Below are 21,269 nucleotides of genomic sequence, written 5' to 3'. Positions count from 1 at the left end.
CGGGGCGACCCGGCACCCGGCGACCGGGCGTGACCCCCTGATCGGCGGCGTATCGCAGGCCGCACCTCGGGGACAAACGGGATACTCCGGGCATGACTGCTTCTCTTCGCCGTCGCTCCGCGCGCCGGATCCCGCTGTCCCTGACCGCCGCGACCTGCCTGGTCGCACTGGTGGGCGGCTGCTCAGGCACCGCCGCCCCGGGCTCCGGTACGTCGCTGTCCGGCAGCAGCACGCCGGCCGCCGGGGTCGAGCGGCGGGCGGGCAGCGATCTCCAGACCGCCTACGAGACGGTGATCAAGAACGTACTGCCGTCGGTCGTGCAGATCGAGTCGGGGGACAGCCTGGGCTCGGGCATCGTCTACGACGCGCAGGGCCATATCGTCACCAACGCCCATGTGGTGGACCGGCAGCGGACGTTCACGGTGACGGTGGCCAACAGCGAGCAGCCGCTGAAGGCGACGCTCGTCTCCAGCTATCCGCAGCAGGATCTCGCCGTCATCAAGCTCGACTCGGTGCCGAGCGGGCTGCGGGCCGCGAAGTTCGGTGACACGGCGAAGGTCGCGGTGGGGCAGATCGTGCTGGCGATGGGGTCGCCGCTGGGGCTCTCCGGCAGCGTCACGCAGGGCATCGTCTCGGCCGTCGGACGGACCGTCAGCGAGGGTTCGACGGGTGGCGGTACGGGCGCCACGATCCCCAACATGGTGCAGACGTCGGCCGCGATCAACCCGGGCAACAGCGGGGGCGCGCTGGTCGATCTGGACAGCCGGGTGGTCGGCATCCCGACGCTCGCCGCGGCCGATCCGCAGCTGGGCAGCGGCGCGGCGCCCGGGATCGGCTTCGCCATCCCCGTCTCCATGGTGAAGACGGTCGCGGACCAGATCATCAAGAACGGCAAGGTCACCGACTCGGGCCGGGCCGCCCTGGGCATCACGGGCCGTACGGTCCTGGGCGCCGACCTCCAGCCGTCCGGCGTCGCGGTCGTCGAGACCGTGCCGGGCGGCGCGGCGGCCGGGGCGGGGATCGGGGCCGGCGACATCATCACGAAGGTGGACGGCGCGGCGGTGACCTCGATCGAGTCGCTCTCCGAGCTGCTCGCGGCGGACCGTCCCGGGCAGCGGGTCAAGGTGACGTTCACCCGGTCGGGGTCGGCGAGGACGGTCGAGGCGACGCTCGGCGAGATGTGACGGCCCGGCGGGATGCACTGCCCGGCGGGATATGACGGCCCGGAACGCGGGACGGCGCCCGCGCACCCCGTCGTACGGTGGGGTGCGCGGGCGCCGTTCCCGACTGCCCGAGGGAGTCCGCCCCCGTCAGCCTTCCTCGGCGCGCAGGCTCATCGGACCGTAGATCTTGCTGCCGTCCTCGAAGAGGGTCACCTGCTCGGCGCCCCCGCTCAGCAGGTCCTTCCACGCCTCGCCGACCCACGACTCGGCGTCCCCCTGCGTGGTGAACTCCTCCGGCTCCACCGCCGGGGGGACCTCCGTCCCGTCGGCCTTCTCGAACCGCCACGTCCACGCCATGTGCGCCTCCCGGATCCCGCGGAACTGATCGATTTCCTGCCCGCAGCGTAGCCGGGCGCGCACCCTGAGCGGTGACGCGGGAGGATCGTCACCGTGGAACTGACTCTGCTCGGCACCGGAGCCCCCGCCGGACTCCCCCGCCCCGACTGCCCGTGCGCCGCGTGCGCGACCGCCCGCGGTACCCGGGCCCGCGCCGCCACCTCGCTGCTGGTGGACGGCGTCCTGCTGCTCGACCTGACCCCGGGGGCGCCGCTCGCCGCCGCCCGCGCCGGGCACTCGCTCGCCGGGGTGCGGCAGGTGCTGCTCACCCATCCGCACGACGGTCCCGCCGTGGAGCTGCCCGCCGGGCTGCCCACCGCGGGCCGGGTGGCGGACGGCCGGGTGCTGACGCTGCTGGGCGGGCACCGGGTGCGGGCGGTGCCGATGGACGCGCCGGGCACCGGGTACGAGGTAACCGCGCCCGGCGGCGAGCGGCTGCTGTACCTGCCGCCGGGCGGCGCGCCCGCCGGGGTGCCGTCGGCCGGGGGCAACGGCCATGGCCGGGGCGGGCCGCCGCCGGCCGCGACCGCCCCGTACGACATGGTCGCCGCGGATGTCACCGGGCGTCCCGACGCGGTGGCCCGGCTGCGGGCGGCCGGGGCGATCGGTCCCGCCACCGATCTCGTCGCCGTCCATCTGGACCATGACGTGCCGCCCGGCGCCGAGCTGGACCGGCGGCTGGCGGCGGCGGGCGCGCGGGCCGTGCCGGACGGGACGACGCTGACGGTCGGCGCGTACCACCCCGTGCCCGAGGTGCCGCGCCGCACGCTGGTGACCGGCGGGGCGCGCTCCGGGAAGTCCTGGGAGGCGGAGCGTCGGCTCGCCGCGTTCCCCGACGTGCTGTACGTGGCGACGGGCGGCGGGCGCGACGGCGACCAGGAGTGGGACGCGCGGGTCCGGCTGCACCGCGAGCGCCGGCCGGCCTCCTGGCGGACTGCGGAGACCTGCGATCTCGTACCGCTGCTGCGCGTGGACGGGCCGCCGCTGCTGATCGACTGCCTGTCGCTGTGGCTGACGGACGCCATGGACCGGGTGAACGCCTGGGACGACGGCGCGTGGGCGGCGGGCGGCGAGGAGGCGCTGCGGGAGCGGACGGGCGAACTGGCGCGCGCGGTACGGGAGACCGGCCGCACGGTGGTCGCGGTGACCAACGAGGTGGGCGGCGGGGTGGTCCCGGCGACGCTCTCGGGCCGCCGTTTCCGCGACGAACTGGGCCGGCTGAACGCGGCGGTGGCGGCGGAGTGCGAGCAGGTGCTGCTGGTCGTGGCGGGGCAGGCGCTGCCGCTGCGGGGGTGAGGCGCAGGGGGCGGGCCGCGGTCCGCGCAACTGCCGCCCCCGTCCCGGGAGGACACCGTGAACGGGACGGTACTGTCGGCGGATGAGTTCGCTTAATCTCGACGACTTCTCCGATCTGATCGAGCGCCCCGACAGCGGTACGCGGCGTGACGCCGAGGAACGCCGGGAGCGGCTGACCGTGCCGCCCGGGTCGCTCGGGCGCCTCGACGAGCTGGGCGAGTGGCTGGCCGCCGCGCAGGGCGCCGTACCGGTCAAGGCCCTGAAGCAGCCGCGGGTGGTGCTGTTCGCCGGGGACCACGGCGTGGCCTCCCTCGATGTGTCGGGCCGTCCCGCGGGCTCCGCGCATCTGCTGGTGCGGGCCGCGCTGGAGGGCGAGAGCCCCGTCGCGGTGCTGGCCCGGCTGGCGGATGTGCCCGTACGGATCGTGGACGCCGGTCTTGACTGCGATCCCGCGCTGCTGCCCGACGAGGTGGTACGCCACCGGGTGCGGCGCGGCAGCGGGCGGATCGACATCGAGGACGCGCTGACCGCCACGGAGGCGGAGATGGCCGTCAGGCTCGGCATGGCGATCGCGGACGAGGAGGCCGACTCCGGTACGGATCTGGTGGTCCTGGGCGATCTGAGCGTCGGCGGCACCACGGCGGCGGCCACCCTGATCGCGGCGCTCTGCGGTACGGACGCCTCGGTGGTCACCGGGCGCGGCGGCGCGGGCATCGACGATCTGGCGTGGATGCGTAAGTGCGCGGCGGTACGGGACGCGCTGCGCCGGGCGCGGCCGGTCCTCGGGGACCAGCTGGAGCTGCTGGCGGCGGTCGGCGGCGCGGATCTGGCCGCGATGACGGGCTTCCTGCTGCAGAGCGCGGTCCGGCGGATGCCGGTGATCCTGGACGGGGTGGTCTCGGCGGCGTGCGCGCTGGTGGGACAGCGGGCGGCGTTCCGGGCGCCCGACTGGTGGCTGGCGGGCCAGCTGAGCGGCGAGCCGGCGCAGGCGAAGGCGCTGGACCGGATGGCGCTCAACCCTCTGCTGGACCAGGGCGTCACTGTGGGGGAAGGGTCCGGGGCGCTGCTCGCGCTTCCTCTCGTGCGGGCCGCCGCCGCGCTGGCGGCGGAGCTGCCGGAGAAGGCGGCCGAGCCGGAGCCCGACACCACGGAACCCGCCGCCGCCGAGTAGGCATCGGGCGTGGCCACGCTCCCCGCGGCCACGCCAATCCGTCTCCCAGCACGGAGCGCGATGCCCCATATGATCGTGTTTCATGGGAGAAGTTCAGTTGCCTGCCGACCGACCGGGCCGGGGCCTCGCCCCGGACCGGGCCAGCGTTCCCGGCCGGGGTCCCGCCCCGGGCGGCAGCTCCGTACGTACGCGGCGGTGCGCGGCGTTCGCCGTCTGGTATCTGCGCGCCGCCGCGTTCCTGAACTTCCTGGGCGCCGTCTGGGTCTCCTTCGGGCAGGACGTGCGGCGGCACAACATCAACAACTTCTTCACCCCGTACCTGCTCACGGCGGGCTTCGCGTCGGGCGCCTTCACGCTCTTCCTGGCGATCACCATGCGGCGCCGCAAGCGCGCGGCGTGGATCCTCAACATCGTCATGTCCGGGCTCTTCCTGCTGCTGCTCTGCCTCGTGATGCTCCTGCCGGAGATCCGGCACTATCCGCAGAACTGGGTCTCGTTCGCGCTGACCGCCGCCTTCGTGGTCTCGCTGGTGGCGGGCCGGCGGGAGTTCTACGCCAAGGGCGACCGGTCCAATCCGAAGCTGGCCGCCGCCGTGGCCGCCGGCGGGCTGCTGACGGCCTCGCTGCTGGCCGGGCTGCTCGTCACGGTCACCAACACCGGGCACGGCGCCACGACCTTCCTGGAGCGCTGGCAGTACGGCGCGCTGCGGCTGATCTGGCTGACGGACAGCGACCGGTTCCCGCACATCTCCACGCCCGGCTGGGTCAACGTCTCCATCAACGTGCTCTCCACGCTGCTGCTGCTCGCCGTGCTGTACGCGGCGTTCCGCTCGCGCCGGGCGGTCGATCCGCTGACCGAGGAGGACGAGGCGCGGCTGCGCGTCCTGCTCGACAAGTACGGCGAGCGCGACTCCCTCGGCTACTTCGCGCTGCGCCGCGAGAAGAGCGTCATGTGGTCGCCGAGCGGCAAGTCCGCCGTCACCTACCGGGTCGTCGGCGGGGTCTCGCTGGCGTCCGGCGATCCGATCGGCGATCCGGAGGCGTGGCCGGGCGCGATCGACGCGTGGCTGGCCGAGGCCCGGGAGCACGGCTGGACGCCGGCCGTCATGGGCGCGAGCGAGGAGGCCGGCACGGTCTACGCCCGGCACGGGCTGGACGCGCTGGAGCTGGGTGACGAGGCGATCGTGGAGACGGCCGAATTCACGCTGGAGGGGCGTGCGATGCGGACCGTACGGCAGGCGTACAACCGGGTCGCGCGGGCCGGTTACCAGGTCCGGGTCCGGCGCCACGAGGACATCCCCGCCGACGAGATGGCGGAGCTGCTGCGCCGTGCCGACGACTGGCGCGACGGAGCGACGGAGCGCGGCTTCTCGATGGCGCTCGGCCGGCTCGGCGATCCGGACGACGGCCGCTGCGTGATGCTCGAATGCCGGGAGAACGGTCCTGAGGGCCCCGGCACGGGCGAGCTGAAGGCCGTGCTGAGCTTTGTGCCGTGGGGTCCCGAGGGGCTCTCGCTTGACCTGATGCGCCGTGACCGGGACAGCGAGAACGGCCTGATGGAGTTCATGGTCATCGAACTGCTCCAGCACGCGAGGGAGATCGGGGTCACTCAGGTGTCGCTCAACTTCGCGATGTTCCGGTCCGTCTTCGAACGTGGCGCGAAACTGGGCGCGGGGCCGGTGCTCCGGCTGTGGCGTTCGCTGCTGAGCTTCTTCTCCCGCTGGTGGCAGATCGAGTCGCTCTACCGCGCCAACGCCAAGTACCGGCCGATCTGGGAGCCGCGGTTCATGCTGTTCGAGAAGAGTGCGGATCTGCTGCGCATCGGGGTGTCCGCGGGCCGCGCCGAGGGCTTCCTCGAAGCGCCGGGTCTGCCCAGGTGGCTGCACCGCCGGCGGCTGGAGAGCCGCCGGTGAACGGTGCGCGACCGCGTGAGATCGCGCGCCGCGAGTGGGGGCCGATACTCCGTACCGTACGGGCCGCGCTCTCCGCGCGGGGCCCGCGCGCCCTGCCGATGACGCTCGCGGCGGTGTCTCTGACGGGGCTGTTCCAGTTCGTACAGAACCAGTCGTGGGGCTACCGGGCGGTGATGGACCTGGGCGCGGTGCGGGCCGAGGACCCGCTCGGGGCGGCTCTGCTGCGTACTCCCCTGTCGCTGTACGTACCGGCGCTGGATCTGCCGGTGTGGGGCGCGCTGGGGCAGATCCTGGTGGTGTTCGGGCTGGCGGAGATATGTCTGGGCCGGTGGCGGACGCTGCTGGTCGCGTATGTGGCGACGCTGGCGGGGACGCTCTACGCGCGGGTGGGTATCGCGCTGGGCCCGAAGTCCTTCGTCGGGCTGCCCGCCTCGGACGCCGTGATCGTCGACACCGGCCCCTCGGCGGCGGTCGTGGGGCTCGGCGTCTACCTGTGCTGGCGCCACCGCGCGTGGTGGACGGGCTCGGTGCTGGTGGCCGCGCTGGTCGTCGAGTGCGTCGTCAAGGACAACCTGGCGGGCCGGGAGCATCTGGCGGCCGTGGCGGCGGTGGCCGTGGTCTGTGCCGTCCGCTCCCGCCTTCAGCGCGGCGGCAGCGGGGGCTCGTCGTCGGGCGTGCCGCCGATCCAGTCCTGAATCCTGCGGCGGGGACCGGCCCAGCGCCTGTCCCTGCGGTACACGCGCAGGGCGGCCCTGGCCCGTGCCCTGGGGCGGCGGCGGTAGAGGCGGCGGGCGTACGGGGACGCCGGCCTGGCCAGCCGGATCGCGCCGATGAGCGCGACGAAGGGCACGAGCGTGCCGACGAGCGCCATGCGCGGCTTGCCCTTCAGCAGGGTGATGAGTACGAACACGAAGTTGACCAGCAGCGTCGCGACCGCCGAGACGCGGCCCTGCCGCTCCTCCTGCGAGAGCTGCCCGACGTCCAGCGGTGAGAAGCCGCTGAGGACCAGGAGCGCGAGCGCGGCGGCCAGGATGACGGCCTCCACGCTCTGCCGGCCCTGCTCGGTCCAGTAGACGTCGTGGAGGTGCAGGATCAGCGCGAACTCGTCGAGGACGAGCCCGGCGCCGGTCCCGAAGATCACCGCGCAGACGGCGGCCCCGACGCCGTGCCGGCCGCTGCCGACGGCGCCGAACCCGCCGATCACGGTGAGGATCACGCCGGGCACCACATGGTGGATGTGCATCCCGCCCGGCGTGATGTTGCGGAACGGCCCCTTCCCGGCGCGGATGAGGCGGGTGATCGTACGGACCAGGAGGAAGCTCAGCACGAAGGAGGCGAGGGCGAGCAGGGTGGGGAGCTTGCCCGGTTCGACGATGTTCTGGTGAAACCAGTGGCCCATGCGATCTGCTTCCGAGCGGATGAATATGGGGATTTCGCAGAGTATCCGCCAATTTGGACCGCGTTGCCGCTCCGCTCCTGGGGGCGGGCGCCCGGCCCGCTCGTCGTAGGCTCGCGCGATGAGCACCACCGACGGCCCCCGCTTCGCGTTCGGCACCCTCACCGTGCTGCCCGTCCGGGTGACGCGCTGGGACCGGACCGCCGCGCGCGCCGGAATGCTGTGGGCGCCGGCCGCCGGGCTGGTCGTGGGCGGCGCGGCGGCGGCCGTGGGCGGGCTGTTCCTGCTCGCGGGCGCGACCCCGCTCCTCGCGGCCGTCGCCGCCGTCGCCGTGCCCGCCGTCCTCACCCGGGGGCTGCACCTCGACGGGCTCGCCGACACGGCGGACGGTCTGGGCAGCGGCAGGCCGGCCGAGGACGCGCTGCGGATCATGAAGCGGTCCGACATCGGTCCCTTCGGGGTGATCACCCTGCTGCTGGTGCTGCTCGGCCAGGTCGCCGCGGTGGCCGCGCTGTACGGCGAGGGCGGGGCGCACGGCACGGCCGGTGTCGTCCTGGCCGGGGTGACGGCCAGGGTCGCGCTCACCCTGGCCTGCCGTACGGGCGTACCGCCGGCCAGGCCCGACGGTCTCGGCGCCGCGGTGGCCGGCACCGTATCCGTAAGGATCGCGGCGTCGGCCGCGGTGCTCGCCTGCGCGGCCGGGGCGGCGGCCGGGGCGCCCTTCGGGCCGGCCGGCGCCGTCCACCACGCACTGGCCGTCCTCGCGGCCCTGGCCTGCGCCCAGTTGCTGCTGCGGCACTGCGTGCGCCGCTTCGGCGGGGTCACCGGCGATGTCTTCGGCGCGCTCGCGGAGACGGCGGCGACCGGCGCCCTGGTCGCGCTCACACTTGGCTGACAAGATCATCGGCCCGTGGGGCCGCGCGGGGCGCGCAAACACGGAGAAGGCGCCCACGGGACCGTGAACCGCCGCCCCGGTGAGCGACGTATATCACTCAGCGTAGGCTCGTTCCCGCCACTCCGACCGGGCCGCGCGCGGCCCGGTCGTTACGATGCGGCGGGCTCGGTCGGCCCACCCCTCGACCACCGAAGAACTCAACGGAAGCGAGATTTCACCACCGTGACTGCTCTCACTCTCAGCACCTCCGGCGCGGCGACGCTGCGCGCCGACGCGATCGTCGTCGGCGTCGCGAAGGGCACCAAGGGTCCGGTGACGACGCCGGGTTCCGAGGCCGTGGACCAGGCGTTCGACGGAAAGCTGGCCACCGTCCTGGAGACCCTCGGCGCCACGGGAGCCGAGGGCGAGGTGACGAAGCTGCCCTCCCCGGCCGGGCTCAAGGCCCCGGTCGTCCTCGCGGTCGGGCTCGGTTCCGTACCGGACAAGGACGAGACGTACGGCGCCGAGACGCTGCGCCGCGCCGCCGGTGTGGCCGCGCGCGCCCTCTCGGGCGTGAAGAAGGCCGCGTTCGCGCTCCCCATCGAGGCGACCGTGGATGTCGAGGCGATCGCCGAGGGCGCCCTCCTCGGCGCGTACGCCTTCACCGCGTACCAGGGCGGCGGGAAGAAGACGAAGAAGGGCGAGGGCCCGAAGCAGCCGCTCGCCGAGGTCGCCCTGCTCGGCACCAAGCCGCGCGACAAGGCCCACAAGGCCGCCGCGGACCGTGCGATCGCGCTGGCCGAGGAGGTCAACCGCGCCCGTGACCTCGTCAACACCCCGCCGAACGACCTCACCCCCGAGTCCTTCGCCGCCGTGGCCACCGCCGCCGGCAAGGAGAACGGCATCAAGGTGCAGGTCCTCGACGAGAAGGCACTCGCCAAGGGCGGCTACGGCGGCATCATCGGCGTCGGCCAGGGCTCGGAGAACCCGCCGCGCCTGGTCAGGCTCGCCTACACGCACCCCGACGCGGTCAAGACCCTCGCCCTGGTCGGCAAGGGCATCACCTACGACTCGGGCGGCATCTCGCTGAAGCCCGCCGGTCACAACGAGACCATGAAGTGCGACATGGCCGGCGCCGCCGCGGTGTTCGCCACGGTCGTGACCGCCGCCCGGCTCGGCCTGCGCGTCAACGTCACCGGCTGGCTCGCCCTCGCCGAGAACATGCCGTCGGGCTCCGCCACCCGCCCCGGCGACGTCCTGCACATGTACAGCGGCAAGACCGTCGAGGTCCTCAACACCGACGCCGAGGGCCGTCTCGTCCTCGCCGACGCGCTGACCCGCGCCTCGGAGGAGAACCCGGACGCGATCGTCGACGTGGCGACCCTCACCGGCGCGATGATGCTGGCGCTGGGCAACCGTACGTTCGGCATCATGGCGAACGACGAGGCGTTCCGCACCTCCCTGCACGAGATCGCCGAGGAGGCGGGCGAGGCGTCCTGGCCCATGCCCCTCCCGTCCGAGCTGCGCAAGGGCATGGAGTCCCCGACGGCCGACCTGGCGAACATCGGCGAGCGGATGGGCGGCGGCCTGGTAGCCGGGCTCTTCCTGAAGGAGTTCGTCGGCGAGGGCATCACCTGGGCCCACCTGGACATCGCGGGCCCGGCCTTCCACGAGGGCGCGCCGTACGGCTACACCCCGAAGGGCGGCACGGGCTCCTCGATCCGCACGCTGGTGAAGCTGGCCGAGCGCTTCGCGGCGTAGCCGCGGCGGACCGGGTCCGGGTCCGTCCCGGGTACGGGTGTGTTTGTCACGTGCCGGGGGTCCGATGTGGGCGGGTGAGGGGGCGAGTGGGGCCTTGTGCCCCTGGACACCCCCGACCCCGTCCCACCTCGGCGCGTGCAAAGATGGGTAACCGGCAGGACAGGGCCCCCACCACAGGGCCGAAGACATAGCGGCCGAAGACAAGCCGCCGCCCGGTCAGCGGACCGCGCCCGGCGCACATGCATGGAGGACGTGACGTGGCGAACGACGCCAGCACCGTTTTCGACCTAGTGATCCTCGGCGGCGGTAGCGGCGGTTACGCCGCGGCGCTGCGCGGAGCGCAGCTGGGCCTGGACGTCGCACTGATCGAGAAGAACAAGCTGGGCGGCACCTGCCTGCACAACGGCTGCATCCCCACCAAGGCCCTGCTGCACGCGGGCGAGGTCGCCGACCAGGCGCGCGAGAGCGCGCAGTTCGGTGTCAAGGCCACCTTCGAGGGCATCGACATCGCCGGTGTCCACAAGTACAAGGACGAGGTCGTCTCGGGCCTGTACAAGGGCCTCCAGGGGCTCGTCGCCTCCCGCAAGGTGACGTACATCGAGGGCGAGGGCCGGCTGTCGTCGCCGACGTCCGTGGAGGTGAACGGGCAGCAGGTCCAGGGCCGTCACGTCCTCCTCGCGACCGGTTCCGTACCGAAGTCGCTGCCGGGTCTGGTGATCGACGGCGACCGGATCATCTCGTCCGACCACGCGCTGACGCTGAACCGCGTCCCGGAGTCCGCGATCATCCTGGGCGGCGGCGTCATCGGCGTCGAGTTCGCCTCGGCGTGGAAGTCCTTCGGTACGGACGTGACGATCGTCGAGGGTCTCAAGCACCTCGCGCCGCTGGAGGACGAGAACAGCTCCAAGCTGCTGGAGCGCGCCTTCCGCAAGCGCGGCATCAAGTTCAACCTGGGCACGTTCTTCGACAAGGCCGAGTACACGGAGACCGGCGTCCGCGTGACGCTGGCCGACGGCAAGACCTTCGAGGCGGAGGTGCTGCTGGTCGCGATCGGCCGCGGCCCGGTCTCGGCGGGCCTCGGGTACGAGGAGCAGGGCGTCGCGATGGACCGCGGTTACGTGGTCGTCGACGAGTACATGCGGACGAACGTGGAGACGATCTCCGCCGTCGGTGACCTCGTCCCGACCCTCCAGCTCGCGCACGTCGGCTTCGCCGAGGGCATCCTGGTCGCCGAGCGGCTGGCCGGTCTGAAGACCGTTCCGATCGACTACGACGGCGTGCCCCGGGTGACCTACTGCCACCCCGAGGTCGCCTCCGTCGGCATCACCGAGGCGAAGGCCAAGGAGATCTACGGCGCGGACAAGGTCGTCGCCCTCAAGTACAACCTCGCGGGCAACGGCAAGAGCAAGATCCTCAAGACCGCCGGCGAGATCAAGCTCGTCCAGGTGAAGGACGGCGCCGTGGTCGGCGTCCACATGGTCGGTGACCGTATGGGCGAGCAGGTCGGCGAAGCGCAGCTGATCTACAACTGGGAGGCTCTGCCGGCCGAGGTCGCGCAGCTCATCCACGCCCACCCGACCCAGAACGAGGCGCTCGGCGAGGCCCACCTGGCCCTGGCCGGCAAGCCCCTCCACTCCCACGACTGATGCTTCAGTCCGGGCGCGACGACCACTTCCGCACTTCCCCTCGCTCGGCGCTCCGCGCGAGCTGGGGAGACCCCACCGTTAGGAGCAACTGAAACCATGGCGGTTTCCGTAACCCTGCCGGCGCTCGGCGAGAGCGTCACCGAGGGCACTGTCACCCGCTGGCTGAAGGCCGAGGGCGAGCGCGTCGAGGCCGACGAGCCGCTGCTCGAGGTCTCCACCGACAAGGTCGACACCGAGATCCCGGCGCCCGTCGCCGGCGTTCTGGCCTCCATCAAGGTGGCCGAGGACGAGACCGTCGAGGTCGGTGCCGAGCTGGCGATCATCGACGACGGTACGGGGGCCCCGGCCGCCGCGCCGGCTCCCGTCGCCGAGCCCACCCCTGCCCCTGCCGCCGCTCCGGCCCCGGCTCCTGTCGCCGAGGCCCCCGCGGCTCCGGCGCCCGTCGCCGAGCCCGCGCCCGCCGCCGCTGCCGCCGCTCCGGCGGGTGGCGCCACCGGTACCGATGTCACGCTGCCCGCGCTGGGCGAGTCGGTCACCGAGGGCACCGTCACCCGCTGGCTGAAGGAGGTCGGCGAGGAGGTCGCGGAGGACGAGCCGCTGCTTGAGGTCTCCACGGACAAGGTCGACACCGAGATCCCCGCCCCGGTCGCCGGTGTGCTGCTGGAGATCGTGGTCGGCGAGGACGAGACCGCCGAGGTCGGCGCGAAGCTCGCCGTCATCGGCGCTCCGGGTGCGGCTCCGGCCGCTCCCGCTCCGGCTCCCGTAGCCGCTCCGGCTCCGGCTGCTCCGGCCCCCGCGCCGGTCCAGGCGGCTCCGGTGGCCGCTCCGGCTCCGGTGGCCGCTCCGGCCCCCGCGCCGGTGGCTCCGGCCGCGCCCGCCCCCGTACCGGCGCCCGCGCCGGTCGCTCCGGCTCCGGTCACCCCGGCGCCGGCTCCGGCCGCGACCTCCGGTGACGACGGCGCGTACGTCACGCCGCTGGTCAGGAAGCTCGCGTCGGAGAACGCGATCGACCTGAGCACGGTCAAGGGCACCGGCGTCGGTGGCCGGATCCGCAAGCAGGACGTCATCACGGCAGCGGAGGCCGCCAAGGCCGCCGCCGCCAAGGCGCAGGCCCCGGCCGCCGCGCCGGCTCCCGCCGCCGCGTCGAAGGCGCCGAAGCTGGAGGCGTCCCCGCTGCGCGGGCAGACCGTCAAGATGACCCGCATGCGCAAGGTCATCGGCGAGAACATGATGAAGGCGCTGCACACGCAGGCCCAGCTGACCTCCGTGGTCGAGGTGGACATCACCAAGCTGATGCGGCTGCGCGCGCAGGCGAAGGACTCCTTCGCCGCCCGTGAGGGCGTCAAGCTGTCCCCGATGCCGTTCTTCGTCAAGGCGGCGGCCCAGGCGCTGAAGGCCCACCCGGTCATCAACGCCCGGATCAACGAGGACGAGGGCACCATTACGTACTTCGACTCGGAGAACATCGGCATCGCCGTGGACTCCGAGAAGGGTCTGATGACGCCGGTCATCAAGGGCGCGGGCGACCTGAACATCGCCGGCATCTCCAAGAAGACCGCCGAGCTGGCCGCCGCCGTCCGGGCGAGCAAGATCACCCCGGACGACCTGGCCGGCGCGACCTTCACCATCAGCAACACCGGTTCGCGCGGCGCGCTCTTCGACACGGTCATCGTGCCGCCGAACCAGGTCGCCATCCTGGGCATCGGTGCCACCGTCAGGCGTCCCGTGGTCATCAACCACCCGGACCTCGGCGAGACCATCGCGGTGCGCGACATGACATATCTCGCACTCTCCTACGACCACCGTCTGGTGGACGGCGCCGACGCCGCCCGCTACCTGAGCGCGGTCAAGGCGATCCTCGAAGCGGGCGAGTTCGAGGTCGAACTCGGCCTGTAGGGCTCATCCACAACGCCCTGGGCACGCCGTACGGCAACGACGCCCCCGCCCGGAATCTCCTCCGGGCGGGGGCGTCGCCGTATCGTTGTCCATCGACCGCTGACCCCGAGGAGCCCTTTCATGACCGCGCCCGTCGTCCACTCGCTGCGCGAACAGATCCGCGAGCACATCGTGGAGGGGATCGTCAGCGGTCGCTGGAAGCCGGGCGAGCGCATCGTCGAGCGGCGGATCGCGACCGAGCTGCAGGTCAGCCAGACCCCCGTACGGGAGGCGCTGCGCGAGCTGGAGAGCCTGCGGCTGATCGAATCGGCGCCGAACAAGGGCGTACGGGTACGGAATCTGACCGCGGCCGATCTGGAGGAGAGCTATCCGGTCCGGGCGGGTCTGGAGCAGATCGCGGCCGAGCTGGCGGCCGGGCGGCTGGCCGCCGACTGCTCCGCGCTGGAGCCGCATGTGACCGCGCTGTACACGGCGGACCGGCTGGCCGACGGCACGGCGCAGGTGCGGCACACGGTGGGCTTCCACCGGGAGCTGGTGCGGGCGGCGGGGAACGGCGTCCTGCTGCATACCTGGGAGGGGCTCGGCATCGAGGTCTTCACCGCGCTGTCGATCCGCTGGCTGGGGACCGTACAGAAGTCGTACGCGGAGGAGCACCAGGAGCTGGTCGAGGCGTTCCGCCGGCGGGACCCGGCCATTGGCGCACTGGTGAAGGACCATGTGCTCGGATGCGCACCGCGCGCCTGATCCGAGCCGGTTTGTCATGAATTTTCGAACGTCACTCGGTGCCCACTATCACGGCACGGGATGCCAATTCCTTGAGTTCGACAAGTTTTGCCGTTCAACCCTTTGATCGATCATCGATCAACGACTTACAGTCGACGACGGGCTGCACCCAGCCCGTCGCCCTGTCCTGCCAGACAAGGCCATCTCTCCACCCCCCTCCAGTCAGTCCGGAAGGCGGCGACCATGCCCGACCCCGTAGGCAAACTCCCGAGCGAGCTCGACCAGCTCCCGGACCGTGACACCGAGGAGACCGCCGAATGGGCGGCCTCCCTCGACGCCGTCACCGAACACGCGGGGCCCCACCGGGCCGCGTACCTCATGCGTCGTACCCTCCAGCACGCGGGATCGGCCGGGGTCCCGGTGCCGGCGCTGCTGGAGACCGATTACGTCAACTCCATCCCGACCTCCGCCGAGCCCGCGTTCGACGGCGACCTGGAGATGGAATCCCGGATCACCGCCTGGAACCGCTGGAACGCGGCGGCGATGGTCACCCGCGGCGCCCGCTACGGCGTCGGCGGCCATATCGCCACCTTCGCTTCGGCCGCCTGGCTGTACGAGACGGGCTTCAACCACTTCTTCCGCGGCAAGGAGGGGGACGGCTCCGGCGACCAGCTCTACATCCAGGGCCACGCCTCCCCCGGCATCTACGCCCGCGCCTTCCTCGACGGCCGGCTCACCGAGACGGACCTCGACCACTTCCGCCAGGAGGCGGGCGGCAAGGGCCTGCCCTCGTACCCGCACCCGCGCCGGCTGCCCTGGCTCTGGGAGTTCCCGACCGTCTCCATGGGTCTGGGCCCGCTCTCCGCGATCTACCAGGCGCGCTTCAACCGCTATCTGACCAACCGCTCCATCAAGGACACCGCCAACTCGCACGTCTGGGCGTTCCTGGGCGACGGCGAGATGGACGAGCCCGAGTCGACGGCGGCCCTCGCCCTCGCCTCCCGCGAGCAGCTCGACAATCTGACCTTCGTCATCAACTGCAACCTCCAGCGGCTCGACGGTCCCGTCCGCGCCAACTTCAAGATCGTGCAGGAGCTGGAAGCCCAGTTCCGCGGCGCGGGCTGGAATGTCGTCAAGTCGCTGTGGGGCTCCGCCTGGGACGAGCTGTTCGCGCTGGACACCACGGGCGCGCTGGTCCGCCGGCTGCGCCAGGTCCCGGACGCCCAGTTCCAGACGTACGCGACCCGCGACGTCGCCTACATCCGTCAGCACTTCTTCGGCGTCGACCCGGCGCTGATCGAGCTGGCGAAGCTGCTGCCCGACGCGAAGATCGCGGAGTGTTTCTTCACCTCGCGCGGTGGCCACGAGGCCCGCAAGGTGTACGCGGCGTACCGCGCTGCGCTCGCCCACAAGGGCGCGCCCACCGTGATCCTCGCGCAGACGGTGAAGGGCTACACGCTCGGCGCCGGCTTCGAGTCGCGCAACGCCAACCACCAGATGAAGAAGCTCTCCGGCGAGCAGTTCCGCGCCATGCGCGACCTGCTCGACCTGCCGATCCCGGACTCCAAGCTGGACGACAGCCTGGTCCCGTACGGCCACCCGGGCGCCGACTCCCCCGAGGTCCGCTACCTCCAGGAGCGCCGCGCCGCGCTGGGCGGCCCCGCGCCGGCCCGCCGGGTGCACGCGGTGGCGCTGCCCGAGGCGCCCGACAAGCCGTTCCAGGCGGTCTACAAGGGCTCCGGCAAGCAGTCCGTGGCGACCACCATGGCGTTCGTCCGGCTGATGAAGGACCTGATGCGGGACAAGGAGACCGGCAAGCGCTGGGTCCCCATCGTCCCGGACGAGGCGCGCACCTTCGGCATGGAGGCGCTGTTCCCGTCGGCCGGCATCTACTCGCCGCTGGGGCAGACGTACGACCCGGTCGACCGCGACCAGATCATGTACTACAAGGAGGCCAAGGACGGCCAGATCCTCAACGAGGGGATCACCGAGGCCGGCTCCATGGCCGACTTCATCGCCGCCGCGACGTCGTACGCGACGCACGGCGAGACGATGATCCCGTTCTACATCTTCTACTCGATGTTCGGCTGGCAGCGCACGGGCGACCAGATGTGGCAGCTCGCCGACCAGCTCGGCAAGGGCTTCATCGTCGGCGCCACGGCCGGCCGTACGACCCTGACGGGTGAGGGCCTCCAGCACGCGGACGGCCACTCGCACCTGATCGCGTCCACCAACCCGGCGTCGCTCAACTACGACCCGGCGTTCGCGTACGAGATCGCGGTGATCGTCAAGGACGGTCTGCGGCGGATGTACGGGCAGGCCGCCCCCGGCGAGGACTCGGACGTCTTCTACTACCTGACGGTCTACAACGAGCCGATGCCGCAGCCCGCGATGCCCGAGGGCGTCGAGGAGGGCATCCTCAAGGGCCTGTACCGCTTCAAGGAGGGCACCCCGGCCGCCGCCGACGCGCCCCGCGCCCAGCTGCTGGCGTCCGGTACGGCGATCCACTGGGCCCTGGCGGCTCAGGAGCTGCTCGCCGCCGACTGGGGCGTCACCGCCGACGTCTGGTCCGCCACGTCCTGGACGGAGCTGCGCCGGGACGCGCTGGAGGCCGACGCGGCGCTGCTCCGCGGCGAGCAGCGGACGCCGTACGTGACGCGCGCGCTGTCCGGCGCGCCGGGCCCGGTGCTCGCGGTCAGCGACTGGATGCGGCAGGTCCCGGACCAGATCAGCCAGTGGGTCGAGCAGGACTACACCTCGCTCGGTACGGACGGCTTCGGCCTCTCCGACACCCGCGACGCGGCCCGCCGCCACTTCGGTGTCGACGCGCAGTCGATCGTGCTGGCGACGCTGGCGCAGCTGGCCCGCCGGGGCGAGGTCAAGCCGGAGCGGGTCGCGGAGGCCCGGGCGCGCTACGGTCTCTGACAGCGATGTCCATATAGCAGGTTGGGGAGCCCCTGTCACTCGGTGTCAGGGGCTCCCTGCATGATGGATATATGCGCGCTGCACGGCTCATCAAAATGGTGCTCCTGCTCCAGTCCAGACCCTCCATGACCGCGGGCGAACTGGCCCGTGAACTCGAAGTCTCAGAACGGACCATCACCCGCGACGCACAGGCCCTCTCCGAGGCCGGGGTGCCTGTGTACGCGGACCGGGGCCGGACCGGTGGCTACCGGCTGATCGGCGGCTACCGCACCCGGCTGACCGGCCTGGCGCGCGGCGAGGCCGAGGCGCTGTTCCTGTCCGGGGTACCGGGCGCGCTGCGCGAGATGGGGCTCGACGACGTCTCCTCGGCGGCCCGGCTGAAGGTGTCGGCGGCGCTGCTGCCGTCGCTGCGGGACGCGTCGGACACGGCGGCCCAGCGCTTCCATCTGGACGCGCCCGGCTGGTACCAGGAGCCCAGGACGCCCGAGCTGCTGCCGGTGGTCGCCGAGGCGGTCTGGGGCGACCGGCTGCTCTCGGCGCGCTATCTGCGCCGGGACGCCGAGGTGGAACGGCGGCTGGCGCCGTACGGTCTGGTCCTGAAGGCGGGGGTCTGGTACCTGTGCGCCCGCGCCTGCGCCGAGAATTCCTTCCGGGTGTACCGGATCGACCGGTTCACCGCGGCGGAGCCCATGCAGGAACGTTTTTCTCGACTGGAGTCCTTCGACCTCCCCGCCTTCTGGGATGAGCGCGCCGCCGAGTTCGCCCGCTCGCTGCTGTGCGCGGAGACCGTCGTACGGCTCACCGCCGAGGGCGCGCGCAGACTCCCGCACGTCACGGACCGGGTGGCCGCGTACGAGGCCCTGGCGGCGGCGGATCCGCCGGACGCGGCGGGCCTGCGTACGGTCACCCTGCCGGTGGAGTCCCTGGACGTCGCGTACGACCAGCTGCTCGCCCTGGGCCCCGACGCCGAGATCCTCGAACCGGCCTCACTGCGGACCCGCTTCGCGGAGACGGCGGAGCGGATGCGGGGGCTGTACGGCACGTGACGGCGCGGCCCCCGCGCCGACTCGCCGGGCGGCGAATCGGCGGCTCCGCGTGCGCCGCCCCCCGCCAAGCACGATGCTGGACCCGTGATGGACGAGACGGAGTTCTGGGAGATCGTCGACAGCACCCGCGAGGCCGCCGACGGCGACCCCGTGGACCATGCCGATGTGCTGGTCGAGCGGCTCCTCCAGCTCGACCCCGACTCCGTACTGGACTTCGCGCGCCACTTCGAGGCCCGCTACAACCGCGCGTACCACTGGGACCTGTGGGGCGCGGCGGCGGTGCTCCTCGGCGGCGCGAGCGACGACGCCTTCGACTACTTCCGCTGCTGGCTCATCGGCCAGGGCCGGGAAATCTTCGAGGGCGCCCTGCACGACCCGGACAGCCTCGCCGAACTGCTGGACGACTTCGACGAACAGGTCGACGGCGACGGCGAGGAACTGGGATACGCGGCGGACGAGGCGTACGAACAGCTGACCGGCACCGTGGCCCCCGCCCTCGGCATCGCGGCGCAGCCCGCCGAGCCGACGGGCACCCCGCTGGACTTCGAGAACGACGCGGCGCTCGCCGAACGCTTCCCTCGACTGTGGGAACGCTTCGGCCCGGAGATCGGCCCGACCTAGGCCAGCGGGAGCGCCATGAACACGTCGTCCACGTACGCGCCGTCCAGCAGGAACTCCTCGCGCGCCACGCCCTCCACCACGAACCCCTCCGACGCGTAGAGCTGCCGCGCGGCCGTGTTGTGCCCCAGCACACGCAGCGTCAGCCTGCGCGCCCCCTGATTGCGCGCGTGCAGCGCCCCGGCGCGCAGCAGCGCACGGCCCACGCCACGGCCCCGCGCCCGCTCCTGGACCGCCAGGCCCTGTATCTGCCGTACATGCGCGTTGCTGACGAGCGGCGTGGGCCTGCCGATCCGGATGTACCCGACGACACCTTCCGCCGCCTCGGCCACCAGGAACTCCCCCGGCGGATGGCGCTCGTCGAAGAACAGCCCGTACGGCGGCTCCGGCCGCGGCGTCACCGCGTGCAGCGTCGACCACACCGCGCGGTCGAGCACGCTCAGCGCGTCGTCGTCGGAGCGGACAGCCGGGCGAATCTGCGGGACGTCCATGCCGCAACTGTGCCACGGGGCGCGGGAGAGGCAGGATGGAACCCATGAGGATCGCGGTCACCGGTTCCACCGGGCTCATCGGTACGGCGCTTGTACGCTCCCTGCGCACGGACGGTCACGAGGTGGTCCGCCTGGTCAGACACCCCGCACGCGAGGCCGACGAGATCACCTGGGACCCCGAGCTCCAGCGCATCGACGCCCGCGCCCTCAACGGCTGCGACGCCGTCGTCCACCTCGCCGGCGCGGGCATCGCGGGCCGGCGCTGGAGCGAGGCGTACAAGAAGCGCATCCGCGACAGCCGGCTCCTCGGCACCGCCACCCTCGCCGAGGCCATCGCCTCCCTGGACACCCCGCCCCGGGTCTTCGTCTCCGGCTCCGCCATCGGCTTCTACGGCTACCAGGGCGACCGCGAACTCGACGAGAGCGCTCCCCCCGGCGACGGCTTCCTGCCCTCCCTCTGCGTCGAGTGGGAGGAAGCCGCCCTCGCCGCCGAGGAAGCCGGCGTACGCACCGTCCTCGCCCGCACCGGCCTCGTCGTCTCGGCGGCGGGCGGCGCCTGGGGCAAGCTCTTCCCGCTCTTCCGCGCGGGCCTGGGCGGGCGGCTGGGCGACGGCCACCAGTACTGGTCCTTCATCTCCCTCCACGACGAGGTGGCCGCGCTGCGCCACCTCATCGACACGGACACCCTGGAGGGCCCGGTCAACCTCACCGCGCCCCACCCGGTCACCAACCGCGAGGTCACCACCGCGATGTCCCACGTCCTCCACCGCCCGGCCCTCTTCCCGGTCCCGGCGACGGCGCTGCGGCTGGTCCTGGGCGGGCTGGCGGACGACGTGGTCGGCAGCCAACGCGTACTCCCGAAGCGCCTCTTGGACACGGGCTTCACATTCGCCTTCCCCACGGTGGCCGAGGCGGTGCGTTCGGCGGTTTAGGGGTGGGGTCCGTCTTGGGCTCGGCCCGGTTCGTACCTGCGGGTGACGGCCGGGGGCCGGGGTCCGTCTTTGGGCTCGGCCCGGTGCGGGCCTGCGGGTGCTGGCCGGGGGCCGGGGTCCGTCTTGGGCTCGGCCCGATGCGGGCCTGCGGGTGACGGCCGGGGGTACGGGTCTGTTCGGGCTCGGCCCGGTGGGTACGTGCGGGTTGTTGCCGGGTGCCGTCTTGGGCTCGGCCCGATGCACACCTGCGGGTGACGGCCGGGGGTACGGGTCTGTTCGGGCTCGGCCCGGTGGGTACGTGCGGGTTGTTGCCGGGTGCCCCTCCGGGGGCGGGGTCGCCTCCCGGCGGGGGGCCGTGGTCCGTCTTGGGCTCGGCCCGGTTCGTACCTGCGGGTGCTGGCCGGGGGCCGGGGTCCGCCTCGGGATCGGCCCGGTGCACACCTGCGGGTTGTCGCCGGGTGCCCCTCCGGGGGCACATGCCCGGACTGCACGATTTACGCCGCGTGCGGGCCGGACCGTATCCGCGGGTCTCGCTCAGCGGCACAAATCGCGCTTTACGTCCGGACACATACCCCCTGCGGTGCCCCCTTCACCGGCCCGCACAGACCCACCGGGCCGGGCCCCGGACGTTTGCGCACCGGCCGTCCACCGACCGGAGGGGGCCGGGGTCGCAGGAGGTGACGTCCCCGGATGTAGAGCGTGATTTGTGCCGCTGAACACAGCCGCGGTCAAAGAACCCTGCCGCACGCGGCGTAAATCATGCATCCGGGGATGCGCCTCCGGAGTGCCCCGGCCCCCGGCACGGGGCGAACCGGCCGCACCCGCACCGCACCGCTAAGCCCACGGCCCCTCGCCGGAAGGCGACCCCGCACCCACATAACGGGGGCGACCGCCCCCCATGCATCGGTGACCCCCGCCGCGCGCGTACGCCCCGCCCCCCTTCGGTCCCTAGTCTCGGGCTCGACTCGGACGTTCCGGGGGCTCGCCCCCAACACCCAGCCGCGCCGACCTCGGGGAGGGGCA

Annotated in this window: 17 protein-coding genes; 14 read left to right on the top strand and 3 right to left on the bottom strand. The window is 72.6% G+C overall.

Going from position 1 to position 21,269, the window contains the following annotated elements; all coding sequences use genetic code 11:
- Positions 1-92: 92 nt before the first annotated feature.
- The gene (locus AB0389_RS32265) at positions 93-1,184 is read left to right on the top strand and encodes a trypsin-like peptidase domain-containing protein (RefSeq protein WP_366399081.1); all 1,092 of its coding nucleotides are present in this window, start codon (positions 93-95) and stop codon (positions 1,182-1,184) included.
- A 126-nt stretch (positions 1,185-1,310) separates the two neighbouring features.
- Here AB0389_RS32265 and AB0389_RS32260 read toward each other — a convergent pair whose 3' ends face one another.
- Complete coding sequence (locus tag AB0389_RS32260; protein WP_366399080.1) at positions 1,311-1,520, bottom strand: hypothetical protein; 210 nt, start codon at positions 1,518-1,520, stop codon at positions 1,311-1,313.
- Between the two features lie 93 nt (positions 1,521-1,613).
- Here AB0389_RS32260 and AB0389_RS32255 point away from each other — a divergent pair, with 93 nt between their 5' ends.
- The 4 genes from AB0389_RS32255 (at position 1,614) to AB0389_RS32240 (ending at position 6,633) form a co-directional block, all read left to right on the top strand.
- Positions 1,614-2,855, top strand: a complete 1,242-nt coding sequence (locus AB0389_RS32255; protein ID WP_366399079.1) for a bifunctional adenosylcobinamide kinase/adenosylcobinamide-phosphate guanylyltransferase — start codon at positions 1,614-1,616, stop codon at positions 2,853-2,855.
- 82 nt (positions 2,856-2,937) lie between these two features.
- Positions 2,938-4,026: a nicotinate-nucleotide--dimethylbenzimidazole phosphoribosyltransferase gene (gene cobT / locus AB0389_RS32250; protein WP_366399078.1), complete on the top strand. Its 1,089-nt coding sequence runs from the start codon at positions 2,938-2,940 to the stop codon at positions 4,024-4,026.
- Positions 4,027-4,108: 82 nt separating this feature from the next.
- A complete protein-coding gene (locus AB0389_RS32245; protein WP_366399077.1) occupies positions 4,109-5,938 on the top strand; it encodes a phosphatidylglycerol lysyltransferase domain-containing protein in 1,830 nt (609 codons plus the stop codon).
- Complete coding sequence (locus AB0389_RS32240) at positions 5,935-6,633, top strand: hypothetical protein (RefSeq protein WP_366399076.1); 699 nt, start codon at positions 5,935-5,937, stop codon at positions 6,631-6,633. The genes AB0389_RS32245 and AB0389_RS32240 overlap by 4 nt, the downstream gene beginning before the upstream one ends.
- Here AB0389_RS32240 and AB0389_RS32235 read toward each other — a convergent pair.
- Entirely contained in the window at positions 6,579-7,337 is a 759-nt protein-coding gene (locus tag AB0389_RS32235; RefSeq protein ID WP_366399075.1) for a hypothetical protein, read from the bottom strand. The two genes, AB0389_RS32240 and AB0389_RS32235, sit on opposite strands and share 55 nt — an antisense overlap.
- Positions 7,338-7,455: 118 nt before the next feature.
- On the opposite strand from AB0389_RS32235, the gene AB0389_RS32230 reads away from it, so the two are divergent.
- The 8 genes from AB0389_RS32230 (at position 7,456) to AB0389_RS32195 (ending at position 18,826) form a co-directional block, all read left to right on the top strand.
- Positions 7,456-8,229 (top strand): adenosylcobinamide-GDP ribazoletransferase, encoded by a 774-nt coding sequence (locus AB0389_RS32230; protein WP_366399074.1) that lies wholly within the window; start codon positions 7,456-7,458, stop codon positions 8,227-8,229.
- Between the two features lie 222 nt (positions 8,230-8,451).
- On the top strand, positions 8,452-9,969 hold the full coding sequence (locus AB0389_RS32225; protein ID WP_366399073.1) for a leucyl aminopeptidase: 1,518 nt from the start codon (positions 8,452-8,454) through the stop codon (positions 9,967-9,969).
- Positions 9,970-10,226: 257 nt separating this feature from the next.
- On the top strand, positions 10,227-11,615 hold the full coding sequence (gene lpdA, locus AB0389_RS32220) for a dihydrolipoyl dehydrogenase (protein WP_366399072.1): 1,389 nt from the start codon (positions 10,227-10,229) through the stop codon (positions 11,613-11,615).
- 96 nt (positions 11,616-11,711) lie between these two features.
- A complete protein-coding gene (gene sucB / locus AB0389_RS32215) occupies positions 11,712-13,511 on the top strand; it encodes a 2-oxoglutarate dehydrogenase, E2 component, dihydrolipoamide succinyltransferase (RefSeq protein ID WP_366399071.1) in 1,800 nt (599 codons plus the stop codon).
- 120 nt (positions 13,512-13,631) lie between these two features.
- Positions 13,632-14,255 carry a GntR family transcriptional regulator gene (locus AB0389_RS32210; RefSeq protein WP_366399070.1) on the top strand — a complete coding sequence of 208 codons (624 nt, stop codon included), beginning with the start codon at positions 13,632-13,634 and terminating at the stop codon, positions 14,253-14,255.
- Positions 14,256-14,477: 222 nt separating this feature from the next.
- Complete coding sequence (gene aceE, locus AB0389_RS32205; protein ID WP_366399069.1) at positions 14,478-17,159, top strand: pyruvate dehydrogenase (acetyl-transferring), homodimeric type; 2,682 nt, start codon at positions 14,478-14,480, stop codon at positions 17,157-17,159.
- A gap of 71 nt (positions 17,160-17,230) precedes the next feature.
- A complete protein-coding gene (locus AB0389_RS32200) occupies positions 17,231-18,205 on the top strand; it encodes a WYL domain-containing protein (protein WP_366399068.1) in 975 nt (324 codons plus the stop codon).
- A gap of 87 nt (positions 18,206-18,292) precedes the next feature.
- On the top strand, positions 18,293-18,826 hold the full coding sequence (locus tag AB0389_RS32195; RefSeq protein ID WP_366399098.1) for a DUF4240 domain-containing protein: 534 nt from the start codon (positions 18,293-18,295) through the stop codon (positions 18,824-18,826).
- On the opposite strand, the gene AB0389_RS32190 is transcribed toward AB0389_RS32195, so the two are convergent.
- Positions 18,823-19,314 carry a GNAT family N-acetyltransferase gene (locus AB0389_RS32190; protein WP_366399067.1) on the bottom strand — a complete coding sequence of 164 codons (492 nt, stop codon included), beginning with the start codon at positions 19,312-19,314 and terminating at the stop codon, positions 18,823-18,825. The genes AB0389_RS32195 and AB0389_RS32190 overlap by 4 nt on opposite strands.
- 35 nt (positions 19,315-19,349) lie before the next feature.
- Between AB0389_RS32190 and AB0389_RS32185 the strand changes: the two genes are divergently transcribed.
- Entirely contained in the window at positions 19,350-20,246 is an 897-nt protein-coding gene (locus AB0389_RS32185) for a TIGR01777 family oxidoreductase (RefSeq protein WP_366399066.1), read from the top strand.
- Positions 20,247-21,269 lie beyond the last annotated feature (1,023 nt).

It is taken from the genome of Streptomyces sp. NPDC093109 (genome assembly GCF_040701725.1).
Lineage (GTDB): Bacteria > Actinomycetota > Actinomycetes > Streptomycetales > Streptomycetaceae > Streptomyces.
This window is presented reverse-complemented; position numbering and strand designations above follow the sequence as displayed.

What these genes read in the sequence shown, in the direction of transcription:
- AB0389_RS32265 (WP_366399081.1), top strand. Translation starts at nt 93, where the DNA reads ATGACTGCTTCTCTTCGCCGTCGCTCCGCGCGCCGGATCCCGCTGTCC.
- AB0389_RS32260 (WP_366399080.1), bottom strand. Translation starts at nt 1,520, where the DNA reads ATGGCGTGGACGTGGCGGTTCGAGAAGGCCGACGGGACGGAGGTCCCC.
- cobT (WP_366399078.1), top strand. Translation starts at nt 2,938, where the DNA reads ATGAGTTCGCTTAATCTCGACGACTTCTCCGATCTGATCGAGCGCCCC.
- AB0389_RS32245 (WP_366399077.1), top strand. Translation starts at nt 4,109, where the DNA reads ATGGGAGAAGTTCAGTTGCCTGCCGACCGACCGGGCCGGGGCCTCGCC.
- AB0389_RS32235 (WP_366399075.1), bottom strand. Translation starts at nt 7,337, where the DNA reads ATGGGCCACTGGTTTCACCAGAACATCGTCGAACCGGGCAAGCTCCCC.
- AB0389_RS32230 (WP_366399074.1), top strand. Translation starts at nt 7,456, where the DNA reads ATGAGCACCACCGACGGCCCCCGCTTCGCGTTCGGCACCCTCACCGTG.
- sucB (WP_366399071.1), top strand. Translation starts at nt 11,712, where the DNA reads ATGGCGGTTTCCGTAACCCTGCCGGCGCTCGGCGAGAGCGTCACCGAG.
- AB0389_RS32210 (WP_366399070.1), top strand. Translation starts at nt 13,632, where the DNA reads ATGACCGCGCCCGTCGTCCACTCGCTGCGCGAACAGATCCGCGAGCAC.
- aceE (WP_366399069.1), top strand. Translation starts at nt 14,478, where the DNA reads ATGCCCGACCCCGTAGGCAAACTCCCGAGCGAGCTCGACCAGCTCCCG.
- AB0389_RS32200 (WP_366399068.1), top strand. Translation starts at nt 17,231, where the DNA reads ATGCGCGCTGCACGGCTCATCAAAATGGTGCTCCTGCTCCAGTCCAGA.
- AB0389_RS32195 (WP_366399098.1), top strand. Translation starts at nt 18,293, where the DNA reads ATGGACGAGACGGAGTTCTGGGAGATCGTCGACAGCACCCGCGAGGCC.
- AB0389_RS32190 (WP_366399067.1), bottom strand. Translation starts at nt 19,314, where the DNA reads ATGGACGTCCCGCAGATTCGCCCGGCTGTCCGCTCCGACGACGACGCG.
- AB0389_RS32185 (WP_366399066.1), top strand. Translation starts at nt 19,350, where the DNA reads ATGGAACCCATGAGGATCGCGGTCACCGGTTCCACCGGGCTCATCGGT.